Raw genomic sequence first — 15,546 nt, 5'->3', positions numbered from 1 at the left:
CCTGCGTATGTTCAGTTTCATAAAAAGAGATTTTCGTAAGTCTTCTGAATCCATCAAACTGATGGCTATTGAGGAAACCTTCGATATTTATTTTAGCCGTTTCTCGGGCTACTATTTTGCCCTACTGTCTAAGTGGTTGAAGCTAACCCCAAACCAGGTGTCTGTGGCTAGCCTGATTGCAGGTTTGATATCGGGTTATTTGTTTTACTTTCAAGACAACCTTGGTTTGATGATTTGGGCATGTTTTTTCATAACACTATCCGGAGTATTGGATTCCGCTGATGGTCAGCTGGCCCGCATGACAGGTCAATCGAGTGATCTCGGAAGGAAGATCGATGCAATCATCGATACGTTCGTCTTCATTGCTTGCTATGTTGGTGGCGCTTTGTTCTTTATTCAAACCATGTACAGTTGGTGGATCTTACCATTGGCAGCATTGGCAGGATACTTTCATAGTGCCAAGTCCGCAGCGTATGAGTACTACAAAACAGAGTTCATTTACTATATAAAAGGCGTTAAAGATCATCGCATTCCCTATGTAGAGGAAGTAGAAAAAACACCAGGGAAGTCAGGTTTTTGGTATACTATTCTTTACTATTTGGAGGTAGATTATATTCGTAAACAAGCTCTGTTTCATGGACGATCTAGAGTACATAGAGAAGCATTTGAGCGGCATGCATTTGGTCAGAACTCAAAAGATTTTAGAAACAAATACACCAAAATAAACGAGCCATTAATGACCTGGTGGGCCTTGGTATGTGGAACCAATACACATCGCACCGTATTGATGGTTACCAGCCTGTTTGGACGGATGGACATTTATTTTTGGTTTGCTGTGGTGACCACCGTTTTCTTGTGGCCACTGGTATCAAAACAAAGAAAGCTAGATCGTCAACTTATGGATCTGGTAAACTCGGCACATTAGGTTCACCCACTTCAGCGTTCCTTGTATTACACGTGCATTTGGTTAATCAGATCGTTTTAATATAACAGCGTCTTCTTATCGTGGCAGTTACCTCTGCTGAAAAAATGGTCCAAAGGTTCTGAACTCCACGGTTTCCTTCCAGCATAGGACCCGTAGCAAACGTTTTGGCACCGAATTGATTAAACATGGTGTGCAAGTCTTCAAAAATGATGGCATGCACTCCAGATTTCTGGTACTTCTGATCCACTGCAATCAGGAACAAATCCATTTGATCAATGGTGTTGAAAGCTTTCAATACGTGAATAAAGCCAAATGGAAACAAGGAGCCCTTCGCTTTTTTAAGGGCTTCTGAGATCGAAGGTAAGGTGATTGCCATGGCCACTACTTCATCTTCTTCATTCACAATCAGGCTGATAAGCTCAAGTTTCACAAAGTCAAAATACTGCTTGATATAGTAGTCTATTTGAGCAGGAGATAGCTCATAATACCCATATAGATTGCTGTAGGTGCGATTAATGAGCTCGAACACTCTTGTCGCATATTTTAATAGTTCCTTCTTTTTCTTAAAAGTGACTGACCTAAATCCGTAACGCTCTTTGCTCATTGCAGCTCCTCGTTTGAGCTTTTCAGGTACGTCTGGCGGGATTACCCCGCGGGTTTCAGTCCAATCCACCGCTTTTTCAAAACCAAAAGCTTCATAGTGTTTCTGATAGTAAGGAGCATTGTAGATAGTTGCTTGTGTGGCTGTATGTTCAAAGCCATCGATCAAAGCACCTTCAAAATCCAGATCTGTGAAGCCTAATGGCCCATGAAGTCCTGTCGCTCCCTTACTCTTTGCCCATGCTGTGACCGTATCTAGTAGCATCGCAGAAACCTCCAGGTCATCAACAAAGTCTATCCAGCCAAATCGTGCCAACTTTTTATCACTCAACTCCTGATCAAGGATTATTCCAGCAATTCTACCAACGAGCTGATCATTCTTACGTGCTACCCAATACGTGGCTTCCGCATGATTAAAGGCAGGATTCTTCTTGGGATCAAGTGTGCTGATCTCAAAGCTGATCAATGGCGGCACATACGATGATACATCTTTGTACAAGTTCATGGGAAACTTGATAAATGCCTTCAGGTCGGATTTGGAGCTGACCTCAGTGATGGATATGCTCATTGTCTATACTGAAAAAAAATTGTCTACTGGGATGAATTTAACTTAGTGTTAAGATAATGGCTTGTATTGACAAACTTATCATAATTTTGCTGGCTTATGAACAAGCAGTGCGTCATACTTGCCGCAGGCAAAAACAGTCGTCTCGACACTGGTAAACCCAAATCACTTTTAGAAATCAATGGAAAATCGCTTTTGGAGCGACATATTGAAGCGTTCCATCATAATGGGTGCAATGAATTCTGTGTAGTCACCGGACACAACCCAGGCCCCATTATAGAGAAGCTAGCCGAGCTGAAGGAAAAGTACCCAGTGACGATTGATACGGTTCACAATGATCGATATGACCTGGAAAATGGTTTTTCTGTCAGTGTGGCCGAGCACTGGCTCAGAGCACATCACTCTGATGGTTTTTACCTGACCATGGGTGATCATGTATTTGGTCAGGGATTTATTCCAGCTTTTGATGCAGCAATGGTGTCTGATAACATATCTCAGCATTTGTGCCTGGCTGTAGATGTGCCGTCTGATCTAAACGATCACATAGATATTGACGATGTGACACGAGTTTTAGTCAATGAACGCGGACACATTATGATGATTGGGAAGATGATAGCGCAGTACAACAGATACGATACTGGATTATTTTTTATGAAGCCGGCTGTGTTTGAAACATTAAGAGCTTGTTTTGAAAAGCAGAAATATACCATATCGGATATGGTTTCGCAGTTGATTTTGGACCGGCAGGCGATTACTGTAGATGTGGTGGGCTGTGTTTGGAATGATGTAGATAACCCCGATGATTTAAGGAACTCCTTGAATCTTAACTTTTGAAGTTGAATAATTAATTTGCCGATTCGAAAAGGAGGTTGTTTACCGAATTGGAACCGGCGATCGAAGAATGACATGAATAGACTTAGGGAACGAACTAAACTATATACTGAGCCTCAGCGAGTGAAAGCGTTGGGTTATTATCCGTTTTTCAGAAAGATAGAATCTGAGCAGGGCACTGTCGTGAAAGTGGATGGGAGAGATGTACTAATGTTTGGTTCCAATAGTTATTTAGGGCTGACCAATCATCCCAAGGTCATCGAGGCTGGTCACCAGGCCATGGCCAAATATGGTGCTGGCTGTGCTGGCTCCAGATTCCTAAATGGAACACTTGACATTCATGAAGAACTGGAGCAACGATTGGCTCGTTTTTTAGGTAAAGAAGCGGTATTGATGTACAGCACCGGTTTTCAGGTCAACTTGGGTGTCATCCCTTGTCTGACAAAGCGTGGTGACTTCATACTGATGGATGAGTATGTACATGCTTCGATCATAGAAGGTGCTCGGTTGTCATTAGCTAATACCTTGAAGTTTAGACACAATGACATGGAGTCATTGGAGAAAAAACTCAAGAGATGTCCTAAGGGATCATTCAAACTCATCGTGGTGGACGGAATCTTCAGTATGGAAGGTGATATCACCAAACTGCCAGAGGTGGTTAGACTAGCGCAGGAATATGAAGCAGTGGTCATGACAGACTGTGCTCATGCCATTGGCGTTATTGGTGATCATGGTGCTGGTACGCCTTCACACTTTGGGTTGACAGACGAGGTGCAATTAATTGGGGGCACTTTCAGTAAGTCACTGGCATCTCTTGGAGGATTCATCGCCAGTGATCAGGATACCATCAACTTCCTGAAGCATCACTCCAGATCCATGATATTCAGTGCCAGTATCACTCCTGCTTCTTGTGCTGCTGCACTAGCGGCTCTGGATATCATCGAGTCAGATGATTCTCACCGGTTGAGGCTTTGGGAAAACACCAACTATGCGTTGAAGTCATTGAAGGACCTTGGGTTTGATACTGGTAGCTCAGAGACACCTATCATCCCCATTTATGTAAGAGATTACATGAAGACTTTTCAGCTAACCACGAATTTATTGGAGAAAGGCGTGTTTGTGAACCCAATTATTTCTCCGGCGGTAGCTCCAGAAGATACACTGATCCGATTTAGCCTTATGGCCACTCACTCCAAAGAGCAAATAGATGAGGCTATCGACAAAATCTATAAGGAATTTAAGAATTTAGAGATAGGTCACCACTAGGCGAGAAAATCATCAATTTTTTTGAGAATATTGGTTTCACTCATCTTATCAGCAGGTGATTTGAAGCCAAAGGCAGACACCTCAGGGATATTGCCAGCAAGGCCCTTGTCTTTGGCTACTTTAGCCAGACGAACTACGTCTAGCATCACTCCGGCGCTGTTTGGACTGTCTTCCACTTTCAGCTTCAGTTCCAGTTCAAATTTCTGGTTGCCAAACTGTGTTCCATTGATATTGATATAACAGATTTTCGCATCTTTCAGGTGCGGGACATAATCACTTGGTCCTATTCTTAATGCGGGCTCCTTGCCATCTTTGAAGAGTGTAGAAACCGCTGAAGTTTTTGAAATTCTTTTGGACTGAAGACGAGATTCGTCAATCATGTTTTCAAAGTCCGTATTGCCTCCTACATTGAGCTGGTACAGGTTATCGATGTTGAAGCCTCGATTCATTAGGCTCTCTACCAACACTCGGTTTAGGTAAGTAGCGCCAAACTGAGATTTGATATCGTCTCCCGCACAAACAAGTCCGGCTTCTTTGAAACGGTTGCTCCACTCTGGTTTAGAGCAGATAAATACTGGGATGGCATTGATGAACCCGACACCTGCTTTCAGAGCTTCTTCGGCATAAAATTTCGCAGCTTTTTCGCTTCCCACAGGTAAATAGCAAATAACGAATTCAGCCTCAACTTCTTTGAGGTAGGCTGCCACATCGATAGGTTGTTGGCTGTCATCTACCTGAAAGGATTCGTGCATGTGATCTGCCACGCCATCCAATACCGGTCCTTTTACCACCTCCACGTTGTACTTGGGTACATCAGCAAACTTTTCTGCTGTGTTGCTACCAGAAAAAATGGCCTCTGATATGTCCCTGCCGATTAATCGTTTGTCTACATCAATCGCTCCAACTACTTTCACATCTTTGATCTGGTAGTTTCCTATCTCCTTTCTAACGTAACCCTTGGTCTCTTTTTCGTTTTTGTAAAACTCAATACCTTGAATAAATGAGGAAGAACAATTTCCAAGACCAACAATGACAACTCTAATCATATCTCTTAAAATTCGAGGCAAATTAAATAAATTTCACTGGTCGGCGCATAACATATTCGTAACATCTGGCTAAATTCTTTGTCAATTGTTCATTAACGCAGATAAAAGTTTATTACACTTATCAGAATGGCAGCAGAATACATCAGACTATACCCAGAAAACCCAGAAGAAGATAAAATCCGACACATCGTAGAGGTACTTAAGGATGGTGGGCTCATTATTTACCCGACCGATACCGTTTATGGTTTAGGGTGCGACATATTCAACAGCAAAGCATTGGATCGTCTGAAGCTCGTCAAAGGGATCAAAGGTAAAAACATCAACTTGTCATTTATCTGCTACGATTTGAGCCAGCTGTCAGAATATGCCAAACATGTAGACACACCTACCTTCAAACTGATGAAGAAGTGTCTTCCTGGCCCTTTTACCTTTATATTGGAATCATCCAGTAAAGTGCCGAAGATCTTGAATGTCAAAAAGAAAACTATCGGTATACGCGTGCCTGACAATAACATCCCAAGAGAGATTGTACGCCTCCTTGAAAATCCCATTATTACTACCTCCATTCACGATGAAGATGACATAGTCGAATACACCACAGATCCGAGTTTGATCTTTGATGAGTTTGAAAATCAGGTAGATATCGTGATAGATGGTGGCTATGGTAACAACCAGCCGAGTACAGTGATTGATTGTTCTGGAGATTTTCCAGAATTGGTAAGAGAAGGCTTGGGGGATATTACGCCATATTTGTAGCATGCAGAGAATTATTGTGGAGCCTCATTACCTGGGGAGCCTGGAGTATTTTGTAGCGCTGGTCAATAGCGATGAGATTCGTCTGGAAGTGTGTCAGCACTTCACCAAGCAGACCTACAAGAACCGCTGTTATATACTTTCTTCAGGTGGTGTCATGCCTCTGTCTGTTCCCGTAAGTTTTGATAAGAGAACACCTTACAAAGAAGTCACGATTGACCATCAGCAGAGCTGGGCCAGAGATCATTGGGGAGCCTTTTACTCGGCATATGGCAAAGCTCCTTTTTTTGAGTTCTTTGAGGATCACTTTAGGAGTATTTGGGAACAAAGACACAAGTTTTTGCTAGACCTAACTACAGAAATGATGACAATGTGTCTGAAAGTGTTACAATATGACAGGCCCTTTACACTTACCAGCGAATACCAAAAAATTCCCGATCATCGATTAATTGACCTGAGAGAACGAATACTTCCGAAAAAGCCTTTTGAAGAAAGAGATTTATATCTACCTTTTCCCTACACCCAAACCTTTGGCAATATTTTTGTCCCAAATTTGAGCATATTAGACCTCATCATGTGTGAGGGTTCAAGAGCGTCAGAAGTGCTGACGAGATCATCGAGCTGAGCTATTGAACATTTCCGAAAGTATATGTGTTTCTAAAACTCGGTAATTGCTGAGGTTTTGACTCGCATAACTTTTAAATTTACTTATCGAGTACTCATTATCATATAATCCATTTTATGGAAGCTAAATTTTCAAACAGAGTAAAAGAAGTAATCTCCCTGAGCCGCGAGGAAGCTTTGCGTTTGGGTCATGATTACATCGGTACTGAGCATTTGCTGCTAGGAATGATTCGCGAAGGAGAAGGAGTAGCTGTAAGCTTGCTTAAAAAACTTGGTGTCTCTCTGGAAGAGCTTCGTTCGGCTATAGAGCAAGCTACCAAGGGGACTGCCACGAGCAATGTGAAAAACCTTGCCAATATTCCCCTGACCAGACAATCAGAAAAAGTACTGAAAATAACCTATCTGGAAGCCAAAATATTTAAAAGTCAATTGATCGGAACAGAGCACTTGCTCTTGTCGATTTTAAGAGACGAAGACAATCTTGCCACACAAATCCTCGACAAGTTTGACGTGAGCTATGATGTGGTGAAAGAACTGCTGGAATATCAAACAGAAAATCCACTGGCTCAATCTGACACTGACGATGGAGATGAAGACACCGGCAAAATCTTTGGTGGATCATCTAGCGGAGGTGGAGGTAGAGAGTCTTCCAAAGGAAGTGAAAAATCCAGGACTCCAGTGTTGGATAACTTCGGTAGAGACCTTACCAAACTGGCCGAGGATGACAAGCTAGACCCGATCGTTGGTAGAGAGAAGGAAATAGAGCGCGTGGCGCAAATCCTCTCTCGAAGAAAGAAAAATAACCCGATTCTCATTGGGGAACCAGGTGTAGGTAAAACGGCCATAGCCGAAGGTTTGGCATTGAGAATTGTGCAAAAGAAAGTATCCAGAATATTATTTGGAAAACGAGTGGTAACGCTGGATCTGGCTTCATTGGTAGCTGGTACCAAATACCGTGGACAGTTTGAAGAGCGAATGAAAGCCGTGATGAACGAGATAGAGAAGTCTCCGGACGTGATCTTGTTCATTGATGAGCTGCACACTATTGTGGGAGCAGGCGGAGCTTCTGGCTCATTAGATGCCTCCAATATGTTCAAGCCAGCTCTTGCAGAGGAGAAATCCAATGCATAGGAGCCACCACGCTGGATGAGTACCGTCAGTACATCGAAAAAGACGGAGCCTTGGCAAGAAGATTCCAAATGGTCATGGTGGATGCCACCACTCCAGAGGAGACCATACAGATACTTGATAATATCAAAGACAAATACCAGGATCATCACCACGTAAACTACACAGAAGAAGCTGTGAAGGCATGCGTGGCACTTTCTGATAGGTACATCAGTGATCGATACCTTCCAGACAAGGCTATCGATGTGATGGATGAGGCTGGCGCCAGAGTGCATATCAGCAACATCAACGTGCCAAAGAAAGTGGTGGAGTTGGAAGAGCAGATCGAAGAGATCAAGAAAGAAAAGAACAGAGTAGTAAAAAGTCAAAAGTACGAAGAGGCTGCTCAGCTTAGAGATAAAGAAAAGAAACTATTAGCCCAGCTCGACGAAGAGAAGAACAAGTGGGAGGAAGAAACCAGAACCAAGCGCTACGAGGTAAACGAAGAGAACGTTGCTGAGGTAATCGCGATGATGACGGGTATACCTACCAAACGAATCGCACAAAACGAAAGTGTGAAGCTTCTCGCTATGAAAGAAGAGCTGAACAAGAAAGTCATTGGTCAGGACGATGCGATCGTTAAGTTAACCAAGGCGATTCAGCGAACCAGAGTAGGATTGAAAGATCCGAAAAAACCAATTGGATCATTCATCTTCCTGGGGCCGACAGGTGTTGGAAAAACGGAGATGGCGAAGATGCTTTCTACTTTCCTTTTCGACAAGGATGACACGCTGATCCGCATCGACATGAGCGAGTACATGGAAAAATTCTCTGTATCGAGACTCGTGGGAGCGCCTCCAGGATATGTGGGCTATGAAGAAGGTGGACAGTTGACTGAAAAGGTAAGAAGAAAACCATATTCAGTGGTACTGCTAGATGAGATTGAAAAGGCACACCCTGATGTGTTCAATATCTTGCTGCAAGTATTGGATGATGGAATTCTTACGGACGGTCTTGGAAGACGGGTTGATTTCAGAAATACTATCATCATCATGACGTCAAATATCGGGGTACGAGATCTTAAAGATTTTGGTGCGGGTATCGGATTTGCTACAGCTTCTAAAAGAGACAACTCTGACGACATCATGAAGTCTACGATCCAGAATGCATTGAAAAAAGCATTTAGTCCAGAGTTCTTGAATAGATTGGATGATGTGATCGTCTTCAATACATTGGAGAAAGAGCATATACATCAAATCATTGATATTTCTCTGGAGAAGCTATTCAAACGAATAGTAGATCTAGGTTACCATGTGGAGCTCACTAAGAAGGCAAAAGACTTCTTGTCGGAAAAAGGATATGATCCACAGTATGGCGCACGGCCATTGAACAGAGCTATTCAGAAATATCTCGAAGATCCAGTGGCTGAAGAAATACTCAAAGGAGATATTCAAGAAGGAGACACTTTGGTCGCAGACTGGGATGGAAAGGCCGAAGAGCTACATTTCAAACTGAAGAAGAAAAAAGTAAAGCAAGAAGACAAAGAAAAATAGAAAAAGGGCCTCAGTGAGGCCCTTTTTCATTTATACCTATCTACCAGTGCCACTCATTTATGATATAATGAGTTCTTCATTTCATTGAAACACTCTTCTATTATTTCTTGTATCTCCATATCATCAAACCCGTACTCCTGCCCGATCAGCCGTGTTCTTTCATTGATCACATTGTAAATCCGCTGTTCTGATATTTCCAGCCTTAATAGTGTCAGGAAGTCTTTTACATTCGAATACTGTTTTTCTTCCAATCGCCCCATTGATTTGTCTTCTATTGGTTAATGATATTTCAAAAGTACGCAGGGGTATTGGCTTCCAGGATCCGAAAACGATCACAGGTTTGATCTATCAGATTTTTGGTTGGGTTTGTTCGGTTAGCGCATCGTATTCCCTCGATGCTGGGTTCTTCGCATAAGTTTTTCAAAAAAAAGGAACAGAATACGCAACTTAATGAGAGATAAACTAGTTTATAATATAAACTTAATTATCTTTGAGATTATGTCTAATAAAGAACTATCAGGAAATGAGAGCCTACAATTGATCACAAGTATGATCAATCAGGCTAAGAGCAACTACCAAAAAGGAGGAAGCTTTTATTTTCTACTTTGGGGTTGGGTGATCATGTTGGCGAATTTCTCGCACTACTATTTGGATGCATTTACTGACTATGCCTATCCCTATATTGTTTGGGTGATTACCATTCCAGCAGCCATTGTATCGGGTGTGTATGGTAGCTATTTGAAACGAAAGGCCCAGGTATCCAGTCATCTGGATAGGCTATATGCTCATGTTTGGATCGCTGCTGGTGTAGGCATTTTAATTGTGCTGTTTTACATGAGTCACTTACAGTTTAATCACAATGCAGTGATCATGCTGTTTTCAGGAATGGGTACTTATGTTTCTGGTCAGATCCTACGTTTCAAACCATTGGTTTTAGGAGGGATGGTTTTGGCAATCACCAGTATTGTTTGTTTTAATGTCTCTGTCACGGATCAATATCTAGTCGGAGGAATCGGTATCTTCGCCGGATATTTGATTCCTGGATATCTACTAAAAAATAAGGAGAAATGAGCGGTTTCAAACCACTTAACCCGTTGTTGCACTCGCAGCTAAGACTCGCTGTAGTCAGTCTATTATTAGGTGTTGAATCAGCTGAATTTACATTTATCAAAGACAAGACTGGAGCCACTGCTGGTAATCTGAGTGTGCAGCTGGATAAGTTATCTGAAGCAGGCTATATCCAGGTGGAGAAATCCTTTAAGGGCAAGAAACCCGTAACCACCTGCAAAATTACCAAACAGGGAATAGAAGCATTCGAAGACTATGTGAACGCCCTGAAGGGATACATTGAATAAATTTTTTTGTCAATATAGTTTATAATATAAACAAGTTTATAAAAGAGTAATTATGAAAACGTCTAAAAATTCATCCATCGCATTAGTGACCATTTTCATGTCACTCTGGTGTCACTCCGGTAATGCACAGGGAGATGCATTGAGTTACCAGGCTTATTTATCTAGTAGTTTGACCTTATGGGAGCGAAAGATTGATCAAACGGCTCCAGCGAGTTATGAACGTGCCATGGCACAGTACGGATTACTCAACGCAACCATGGCAGGAAAGGATGAGAAAGCCTTTGACAAGTACTATGAACCAACGCTCGATCTACTTGATCAGTTGATCGGAGAGAAAGTAAATGTGGCCAGTTGTCAGGCGGTGAAGTCATCCGTTTACGGTTTAGCCATGGCGTATGACAGCTGGAAGGGAATGTTTTTGGGTCCGAAGAGTTCAGGGCTAATCGAGGAGGCTTATGAAAGTGAGCCAAATAACCCGCTGGTTGTTAAGCTCTATGCCTCATCTAAGTTGTACACTCCAGAGATGTTTGGTGGTGATCCAAAAACAGCCCTGAAGGAGTTTGAACGCGCAGTTCAGTTATTTGAAGAAGCTGAAGATGTCACTTCGAATTGGCTGTACATGGATGCACTGGCACATCTGGGAATTGCTTATGGTAAAGTAGGACAACCTGAAAAAGCCGTGGAGGTGTATACCAAGGCACTTGCTTTAGAGCCAGACTTTAACTGGATCAAATACTCATTGAAACCTTCTGCAGAAAAGACCCTTGCATCCAAATGAAATCGCTGATACTACTGTGGGTTGCTTGCGTGGCAAGCCTTGCGTTGAGTGCCCAAAAGGTACTCAACGGCTCAGTGGTGGATGCCGATACTCACGAGCCACTAATTGGTGTGAATCTGTACTTGTTGAGCGATTTTTCCAAAGGAACTACCACTGATTTTGATGGAGAATTTCAGCTGAAACTAGCTTCCGATCATTTATCTGATACGCTTCTGATCTCCTACGTGGGGTATTACGAGCGAATGATTCCAGTACAGGCATTGCCACTGCAGATCGAGTTGACCTCCAGAGATCTGGAAATGAATGCAGTAGAAGTGATTGCCGAGCCATTAGTGGCAGAAGAATTCAAGTTCGTCAAAGTGAGCAAGCTGGGGATATATACCAATCCAGCCTCCAAAGCTGATCCGTTACTTTCGGTCAATACGTTGCCAGCAGCAACCACCACAGATGAATCTGCCTCCATAAGTCTGAGAGGGAGTAGTCCTGTAGAAACCGGAATATTTCTCAACAACGTCCCCGTATATGACGCTGTGCGTTACAGCCAGCTAAATGGCATAGGCACATTCAGTCTATTCAATACGGCCTTGATCAAGGATGTCACAGTCTTTCCGGGCAATCCGCCACTCGAGTTTACCAGTAGTACGGCTGGGGTAGTGTCCATTACTACTGATGACAACCAGCTTCAGACAAGTAACAATTCGGTGATTATCAGTCCCGCGAATATTGGATTTCAGCGCAACCAGCAAATGGGTAAACAAAATCTTAAAGTATTTACCAATTACCAACCAAGTACGGTGCTGAAGTGGATGAATCCTGGTGCCTTGAATCAGCTAAACTCGTTTCAGTCGGTGGATGGCGGGCTATATCTTTATGGTCAATTGTCCGAGAAGGTTAGTTATAAAACGTACAACTATGGGTTGCTCGAGCAGTACGATTATCAATACCTGCATCCAACCTTCAATGGATCATTACTGCAAAAACGTACGAAGGCTTTTAATGTATCCAATGTCTACCTGGATACGTCATTCGGATTGCTATCCTGGAATCAAGGGTACGCATTTTCATCCGGAAACTTTGATTACAGCAGGGCTTCATTTGTTGTGAGTAGGAAGTCGCTGTATCAAGGTCTGAGCCTGTTCAATGGTGGCGAAAAGTGGCAGTTAAAGTCTGGGTTCAATTGGGATATGAACCATTCGGCTATTGATGGCAGGTTGTTTCAACATGCTTATGCCATTGGTGATGAATACCCGACTGTGTCGGTAGATGATACACTTCAGACATCCAATGTAGAGGGCTTTGTGTATGGTAAGTATTATCTCACTGATGAGTGGATTCTAGGTGGAGGATTGCGTAAAAACCTCAATCAACTGGATCAACATAACTTTCTAAGTGGCCAGTTGAACATTACTTATCAGCTCACCCCAGAGTGGAAGTTTATCGCTGGGGTAGGAAGGTATCATAAATTAGGTCTGGATACGGATCAAGGTCAAAAAGTATTTGTCCGCAGTGACCAGGCTTCTCTTGATGTTTTTTATGATGGAGAGATAGATGCCTCCGCCTCTATTTTTACAAAAGCCGTCAGCAATAACGGGTTAGAGACTGATGTCAGTGGAATAGAGGTCTTTTTAGACAAGTCTTTTGGTAAAAACTGGTCTGTGGATCTCACCTACACGTACCTAAAGGCAAGCCAGTTTTCGTCATACGATATTCGTTACTTTTTCAAGTCAAACCTACAATACACACCAGGGCTTTGGACACTGGCTCTCAATGGTGTCTACAGAGAAGGATTGCCGTTTGGTGAGCTGGAGACGGTTAGTTTTGATCAGGATCTGGGTGTCTATGTGCCGCAGTTTACAAGAGAGACTGCTAGATATAGGGATTACTTTATCCTAAACCTGGCAGTCAGTAGGCTACTACCAATCAGCGAGGAATTGACTATGGTAGCTTTTGCTTCCATTAATAATCTAACCGATCACGAGAATATTCGCAGCTATCGATTTGATTTTGAGTATGACACGCGTTCAGCTGATTTACTCAGCCGCAGAATGGTGTATGCTGGACTTCAAATCAACTTTTAGTAAGCTCCCAGGTATTTTCTGAGAAACCATTCTATAGTGAGCAATATGAAAATCAATAAGACAATCCATAGAGACTGAATCAGTGGGAAGGAGTTTTTTTCAGTACTGATGACACTTGGGAAATCCTGGTTCTCAAGTTGTTGTAGCAAGGCATCAGTCTCTTCTATCGGGTAATAGGCTCCTCCTGATTGCTGTGATAGCCTCCGCAGCATGTTGTGATCTGCAGTAAGGTTGATGCCTTCTAGCTGGATGTTTCGCACGGCGAAGGATCCTTGCTCAGTGAAGGTTTTACCAGCCAATGTAGTCGTTGCTCTGAAGGTGTAAACACCTGGTTCCATAGATCCTATGGCAAAGGAGCTGTTGGCCGGGTTATCCACCAGCTCGTAAGTGTTGATGTTTCCCGACTGGTCGGTAATAGTCAAATTGATGGTATTGCCATAGGTGCGTTCATAAATCTCATTGTACACCTCGGTATCGATAATCACCCGGTCACCTATCTGATAGTTGCTTTCACGAGGCTTGACCACAAACCGATCTTTATTAACCTTAATACTCAGGTATTGCACAGTCTTAAGAACTAACTCATCAAATAGTCTGGACTCCTCATGTTGTCCAGCTTCCTGTAGTTTCCACTGCCAGATACCCTCACCAGTCAATAAAGCTGTTTTGGAACTTCCATTATCAGAAAATATCATTAGTGGCCTTCCAGTGGTGATACTGCCTACTTGCTGGTATAGCAGCACTTCTGTTGGTCCTTGCACGGTGTATTCACCAAATGGTGCTTCAATCGGAGGGTAGTTAGCAGATCGGCTGATTAATTCATCATTCAATTTGAATTTAGTAAAAGCCTTGTTATAGCTTCCTCTCACCTGATCTCTTTGATTTCCTTTCATATCAATGCTTAAGAAGCTGATGGCCTCTGGAAGTCTTCTAATCTGACTTTGATTTCCCATGATGTACCATCTGCCAGCCGACTGAAATTCTTTATACTTCCTTCCAGAAAAGGCTTGATGCTCTATGATTAAGTCAAACTTGTCTTCTTTGGGTGCTTCATTGATGCCTGGGATGTATAAAGTAGTTTCATAGTTCTCAGTTTCTTCAAGCACACTGCGGATAGCTCGAAGATCTGGATGTGGGGCAGGTGCCAAAAGTAGGATCTTATCTTTTCCCTCAATCACATCCACATAGACATCTGTTTGATTGTTTTCATAAGAAGATTCATCATCCAGCTGATTGAGCTGAATAGTGAATCTTCTAAGTCCAGCATTTTTGGCTTCTATGAGAAAATCTACCTGATGAGTGGCCTGGGTGAGGCTAATGGATTGATTAGCGATCTGCTGACCATTCTCAAGAAGTTTGACTTCTAAAGATTGATCTTGAAATCCTTTTTGGTAGAGCTGTACCATGATTGGGAATTTGTTTCCCTGATAAGCCACTTTGTTGTTGCGCACGTTCTGGATGACCACATCTTTTGGGGGAATGGTATCACCGAGTCCCACGGTATAGATTGGAAATTTGTAATTGAGGTAATCAGGTGACTGACCATTATTGACAATTCCATCAGAGGCCAAAATGACCGCACCTACATTGGCTTCCTCGTACTTCGTTTCCAGGCTTTTCAGTAGTCGGCTGAGATTGGTTGTTTTGTCGGTGGCAGATATAGTATCTGAGCTTAGTCCCTCCACTGCCACCTCATAGTCATCCAGCAGGCTGGTTTTGGTGTTTTTCAACCATTGGTTGTAAGCGGGAAGACTAGTGCCTGATTCTCGTAGGGTAACGGACTCAGAATTGTCTAGTGCCAACACTATGATGGGTTCATTGGTGCTATTTTGATTCAGCTCCACCAATGGGTTGATCAAAAGCAGTATAGTCAGGAAAATTGCCGAAAACCTCAAAAAGCCAAGTAGCACGTTCATCGACTTGCTCCAGGGCATCTTTTTTCTGGAGTAGAGTAAAAGCGACACGGCTAGCGCTGCAACCAGGGCCAAGACTACCCACAAAGGTGAAATATCAAATGAGTACCAACTATTCTCCATAAATAAATGAAAGCCGTTTACACACTTCT

Annotated in this window: 13 protein-coding genes and 1 pseudogene; 10 read left to right on the top strand and 4 right to left on the bottom strand. The window is 42.7% G+C overall.

The genetic code is table 11. The features are described from left to right. Positions 1 to 7: 7 nt before the first annotated feature. On the top strand, positions 8 to 925 hold the full coding sequence (locus ACO067_RS08210; protein WP_421872871.1) for a CDP-alcohol phosphatidyltransferase family protein: 918 nt from the start codon (positions 8 to 10) through the stop codon (positions 923 to 925). Between the two features lie 46 nt (positions 926 to 971). Here ACO067_RS08210 and ACO067_RS08205 read toward each other — a convergent pair whose 3' ends face one another. Next, positions 972 to 2,093: a hypothetical protein gene (locus ACO067_RS08205; protein WP_421872868.1), complete on the bottom strand. Its 1,122-nt coding sequence runs from the start codon at positions 2,091 to 2,093 to the stop codon at positions 972 to 974. 96 nt (positions 2,094 to 2,189) lie between these two features. Between ACO067_RS08205 and ACO067_RS08200 the strand changes: the two genes are divergently transcribed. Beyond that, positions 2,190 to 2,924 (top strand): NTP transferase domain-containing protein, encoded by a 735-nt coding sequence (locus tag ACO067_RS08200; protein ID WP_421872866.1) that lies wholly within the window; start codon positions 2,190 to 2,192, stop codon positions 2,922 to 2,924. Positions 2,925 to 2,996: 72 nt separating this feature from the next. Then, a complete protein-coding gene (spt, locus tag ACO067_RS08195) occupies positions 2,997 to 4,187 on the top strand; it encodes a serine palmitoyltransferase (RefSeq protein ID WP_421872864.1) in 1,191 nt (396 codons plus the stop codon). On the opposite strand, the gene ACO067_RS08190 is transcribed toward spt, so the two are convergent. Further along, a complete protein-coding gene (locus ACO067_RS08190; RefSeq protein WP_421872862.1) occupies positions 4,184 to 5,233 on the bottom strand; it encodes an inositol-3-phosphate synthase in 1,050 nt (349 codons plus the stop codon). The two genes, spt and ACO067_RS08190, sit on opposite strands and share 4 nt — an antisense overlap. Positions 5,234 to 5,359: 126 nt before the next feature. On the opposite strand from ACO067_RS08190, the gene ACO067_RS08185 reads away from it, so the two are divergent. The 3 genes and pseudogenes from ACO067_RS08185 to ACO067_RS08175 all read left to right on the top strand — a co-directional run bounded on the left by ACO067_RS08185 (position 5,360) and on the right by ACO067_RS08175 (position 9,270). Beyond that, a complete protein-coding gene (locus ACO067_RS08185) occupies positions 5,360 to 5,989 on the top strand; it encodes an L-threonylcarbamoyladenylate synthase (RefSeq protein ID WP_421872860.1) in 630 nt (209 codons plus the stop codon). A 1-nt stretch (position 5,990) separates the two neighbouring features. Next, positions 5,991 to 6,611 (top strand): WbqC family protein, encoded by a 621-nt coding sequence (locus tag ACO067_RS08180; protein ID WP_421872857.1) that lies wholly within the window; start codon positions 5,991 to 5,993, stop codon positions 6,609 to 6,611. Positions 6,612 to 6,727: 116 nt separating this feature from the next. Further along, a pseudogene (locus tag ACO067_RS08175) lies at positions 6,728 to 9,270 on the top strand (ATP-dependent Clp protease ATP-binding subunit). 53 nt (positions 9,271 to 9,323) lie between these two features. Here ACO067_RS08175 and ACO067_RS08170 read toward each other — a convergent pair. Beyond that, entirely contained in the window at positions 9,324 to 9,521 is a 198-nt protein-coding gene (locus ACO067_RS08170; protein ID WP_421872854.1) for a hypothetical protein, read from the bottom strand. A 247-nt stretch (positions 9,522 to 9,768) separates the two neighbouring features. On the opposite strand from ACO067_RS08170, the gene ACO067_RS08165 reads away from it, so the two are divergent. The 4 genes from ACO067_RS08165 to ACO067_RS08150 are packed head-to-tail and all read left to right on the top strand — an operon-like array spanning position 9,769 to position 13,481. Beyond that, positions 9,769 to 10,341 carry a hypothetical protein gene (locus ACO067_RS08165; RefSeq protein WP_421872852.1) on the top strand — a complete coding sequence of 191 codons (573 nt, stop codon included), beginning with the start codon at positions 9,769 to 9,771 and terminating at the stop codon, positions 10,339 to 10,341. Beyond that, positions 10,338 to 10,625, top strand: coding sequence for a winged helix-turn-helix domain-containing protein (locus tag ACO067_RS08160; protein WP_421872850.1), 288 nt, complete (start codon positions 10,338 to 10,340; stop codon positions 10,623 to 10,625). Before ACO067_RS08165 ends, ACO067_RS08160 begins: the two co-directional genes overlap by 4 nt. Before the next feature lie 52 nt (positions 10,626 to 10,677). Then, complete coding sequence (locus ACO067_RS08155; RefSeq protein ID WP_421872848.1) at positions 10,678 to 11,403, top strand: tetratricopeptide repeat protein; 726 nt, start codon at positions 10,678 to 10,680, stop codon at positions 11,401 to 11,403. Beyond that, positions 11,400 to 13,481 carry a TonB-dependent receptor gene (locus ACO067_RS08150; RefSeq protein WP_421872846.1) on the top strand — a complete coding sequence of 694 codons (2,082 nt, stop codon included), beginning with the start codon at positions 11,400 to 11,402 and terminating at the stop codon, positions 13,479 to 13,481. The genes ACO067_RS08155 and ACO067_RS08150 overlap by 4 nt, the downstream gene beginning before the upstream one ends. Here the strand turns inward: ACO067_RS08150 and ACO067_RS08145 are convergent. Next, on the bottom strand, positions 13,478 to 15,517 hold the full coding sequence (locus ACO067_RS08145) for a hypothetical protein (RefSeq protein ID WP_421872844.1): 2,040 nt from the start codon (positions 15,515 to 15,517) through the stop codon (positions 13,478 to 13,480). The two genes, ACO067_RS08150 and ACO067_RS08145, sit on opposite strands and share 4 nt — an antisense overlap. Between the last annotated feature and the right edge of the window lie 29 nt (positions 15,518 to 15,546).

Origin of the sequence: Marinoscillum sp. (assembly GCF_965229915.1) — a bacterium.
In the GTDB taxonomy this organism is placed as follows: Bacteria; Bacteroidota; Bacteroidia; order Cytophagales; family Cyclobacteriaceae; genus Marinoscillum.
Note: the sequence above shows the minus strand (reverse complement) of the source record. Positions and strands in the feature narration are given on the sequence as shown.

Excerpts from the sequence above, each read along its gene's own strand:
- ACO067_RS08210 (WP_421872871.1), top strand. The coding sequence starts at position 8 with ATGTTCAGTTTCATAAAAAGAGATTTTCGTAAGTCTTCTGAATCCATC.
- ACO067_RS08205 (WP_421872868.1), bottom strand. The coding sequence starts at position 2,093 with ATGAGCATATCCATCACTGAGGTCAGCTCCAAATCCGACCTGAAGGCA.
- ACO067_RS08200 (WP_421872866.1), top strand. The coding sequence starts at position 2,190 with ATGAACAAGCAGTGCGTCATACTTGCCGCAGGCAAAAACAGTCGTCTC.
- spt (WP_421872864.1), top strand. The coding sequence starts at position 2,997 with ATGAATAGACTTAGGGAACGAACTAAACTATATACTGAGCCTCAGCGA.
- ACO067_RS08190 (WP_421872862.1), bottom strand. The coding sequence starts at position 5,233 with ATGATTAGAGTTGTCATTGTTGGTCTTGGAAATTGTTCTTCCTCATTT.
- ACO067_RS08185 (WP_421872860.1), top strand. The coding sequence starts at position 5,360 with ATGGCAGCAGAATACATCAGACTATACCCAGAAAACCCAGAAGAAGAT.
- ACO067_RS08180 (WP_421872857.1), top strand. The coding sequence starts at position 5,991 with ATGCAGAGAATTATTGTGGAGCCTCATTACCTGGGGAGCCTGGAGTAT.
- ACO067_RS08165 (WP_421872852.1), top strand. The coding sequence starts at position 9,769 with ATGTCTAATAAAGAACTATCAGGAAATGAGAGCCTACAATTGATCACA.
- ACO067_RS08160 (WP_421872850.1), top strand. The coding sequence starts at position 10,338 with ATGAGCGGTTTCAAACCACTTAACCCGTTGTTGCACTCGCAGCTAAGA.
- ACO067_RS08155 (WP_421872848.1), top strand. The coding sequence starts at position 10,678 with ATGAAAACGTCTAAAAATTCATCCATCGCATTAGTGACCATTTTCATG.
- ACO067_RS08150 (WP_421872846.1), top strand. The coding sequence starts at position 11,400 with ATGAAATCGCTGATACTACTGTGGGTTGCTTGCGTGGCAAGCCTTGCG.
- ACO067_RS08145 (WP_421872844.1), bottom strand. The coding sequence starts at position 15,517 with ATGGAGAATAGTTGGTACTCATTTGATATTTCACCTTTGTGGGTAGTC.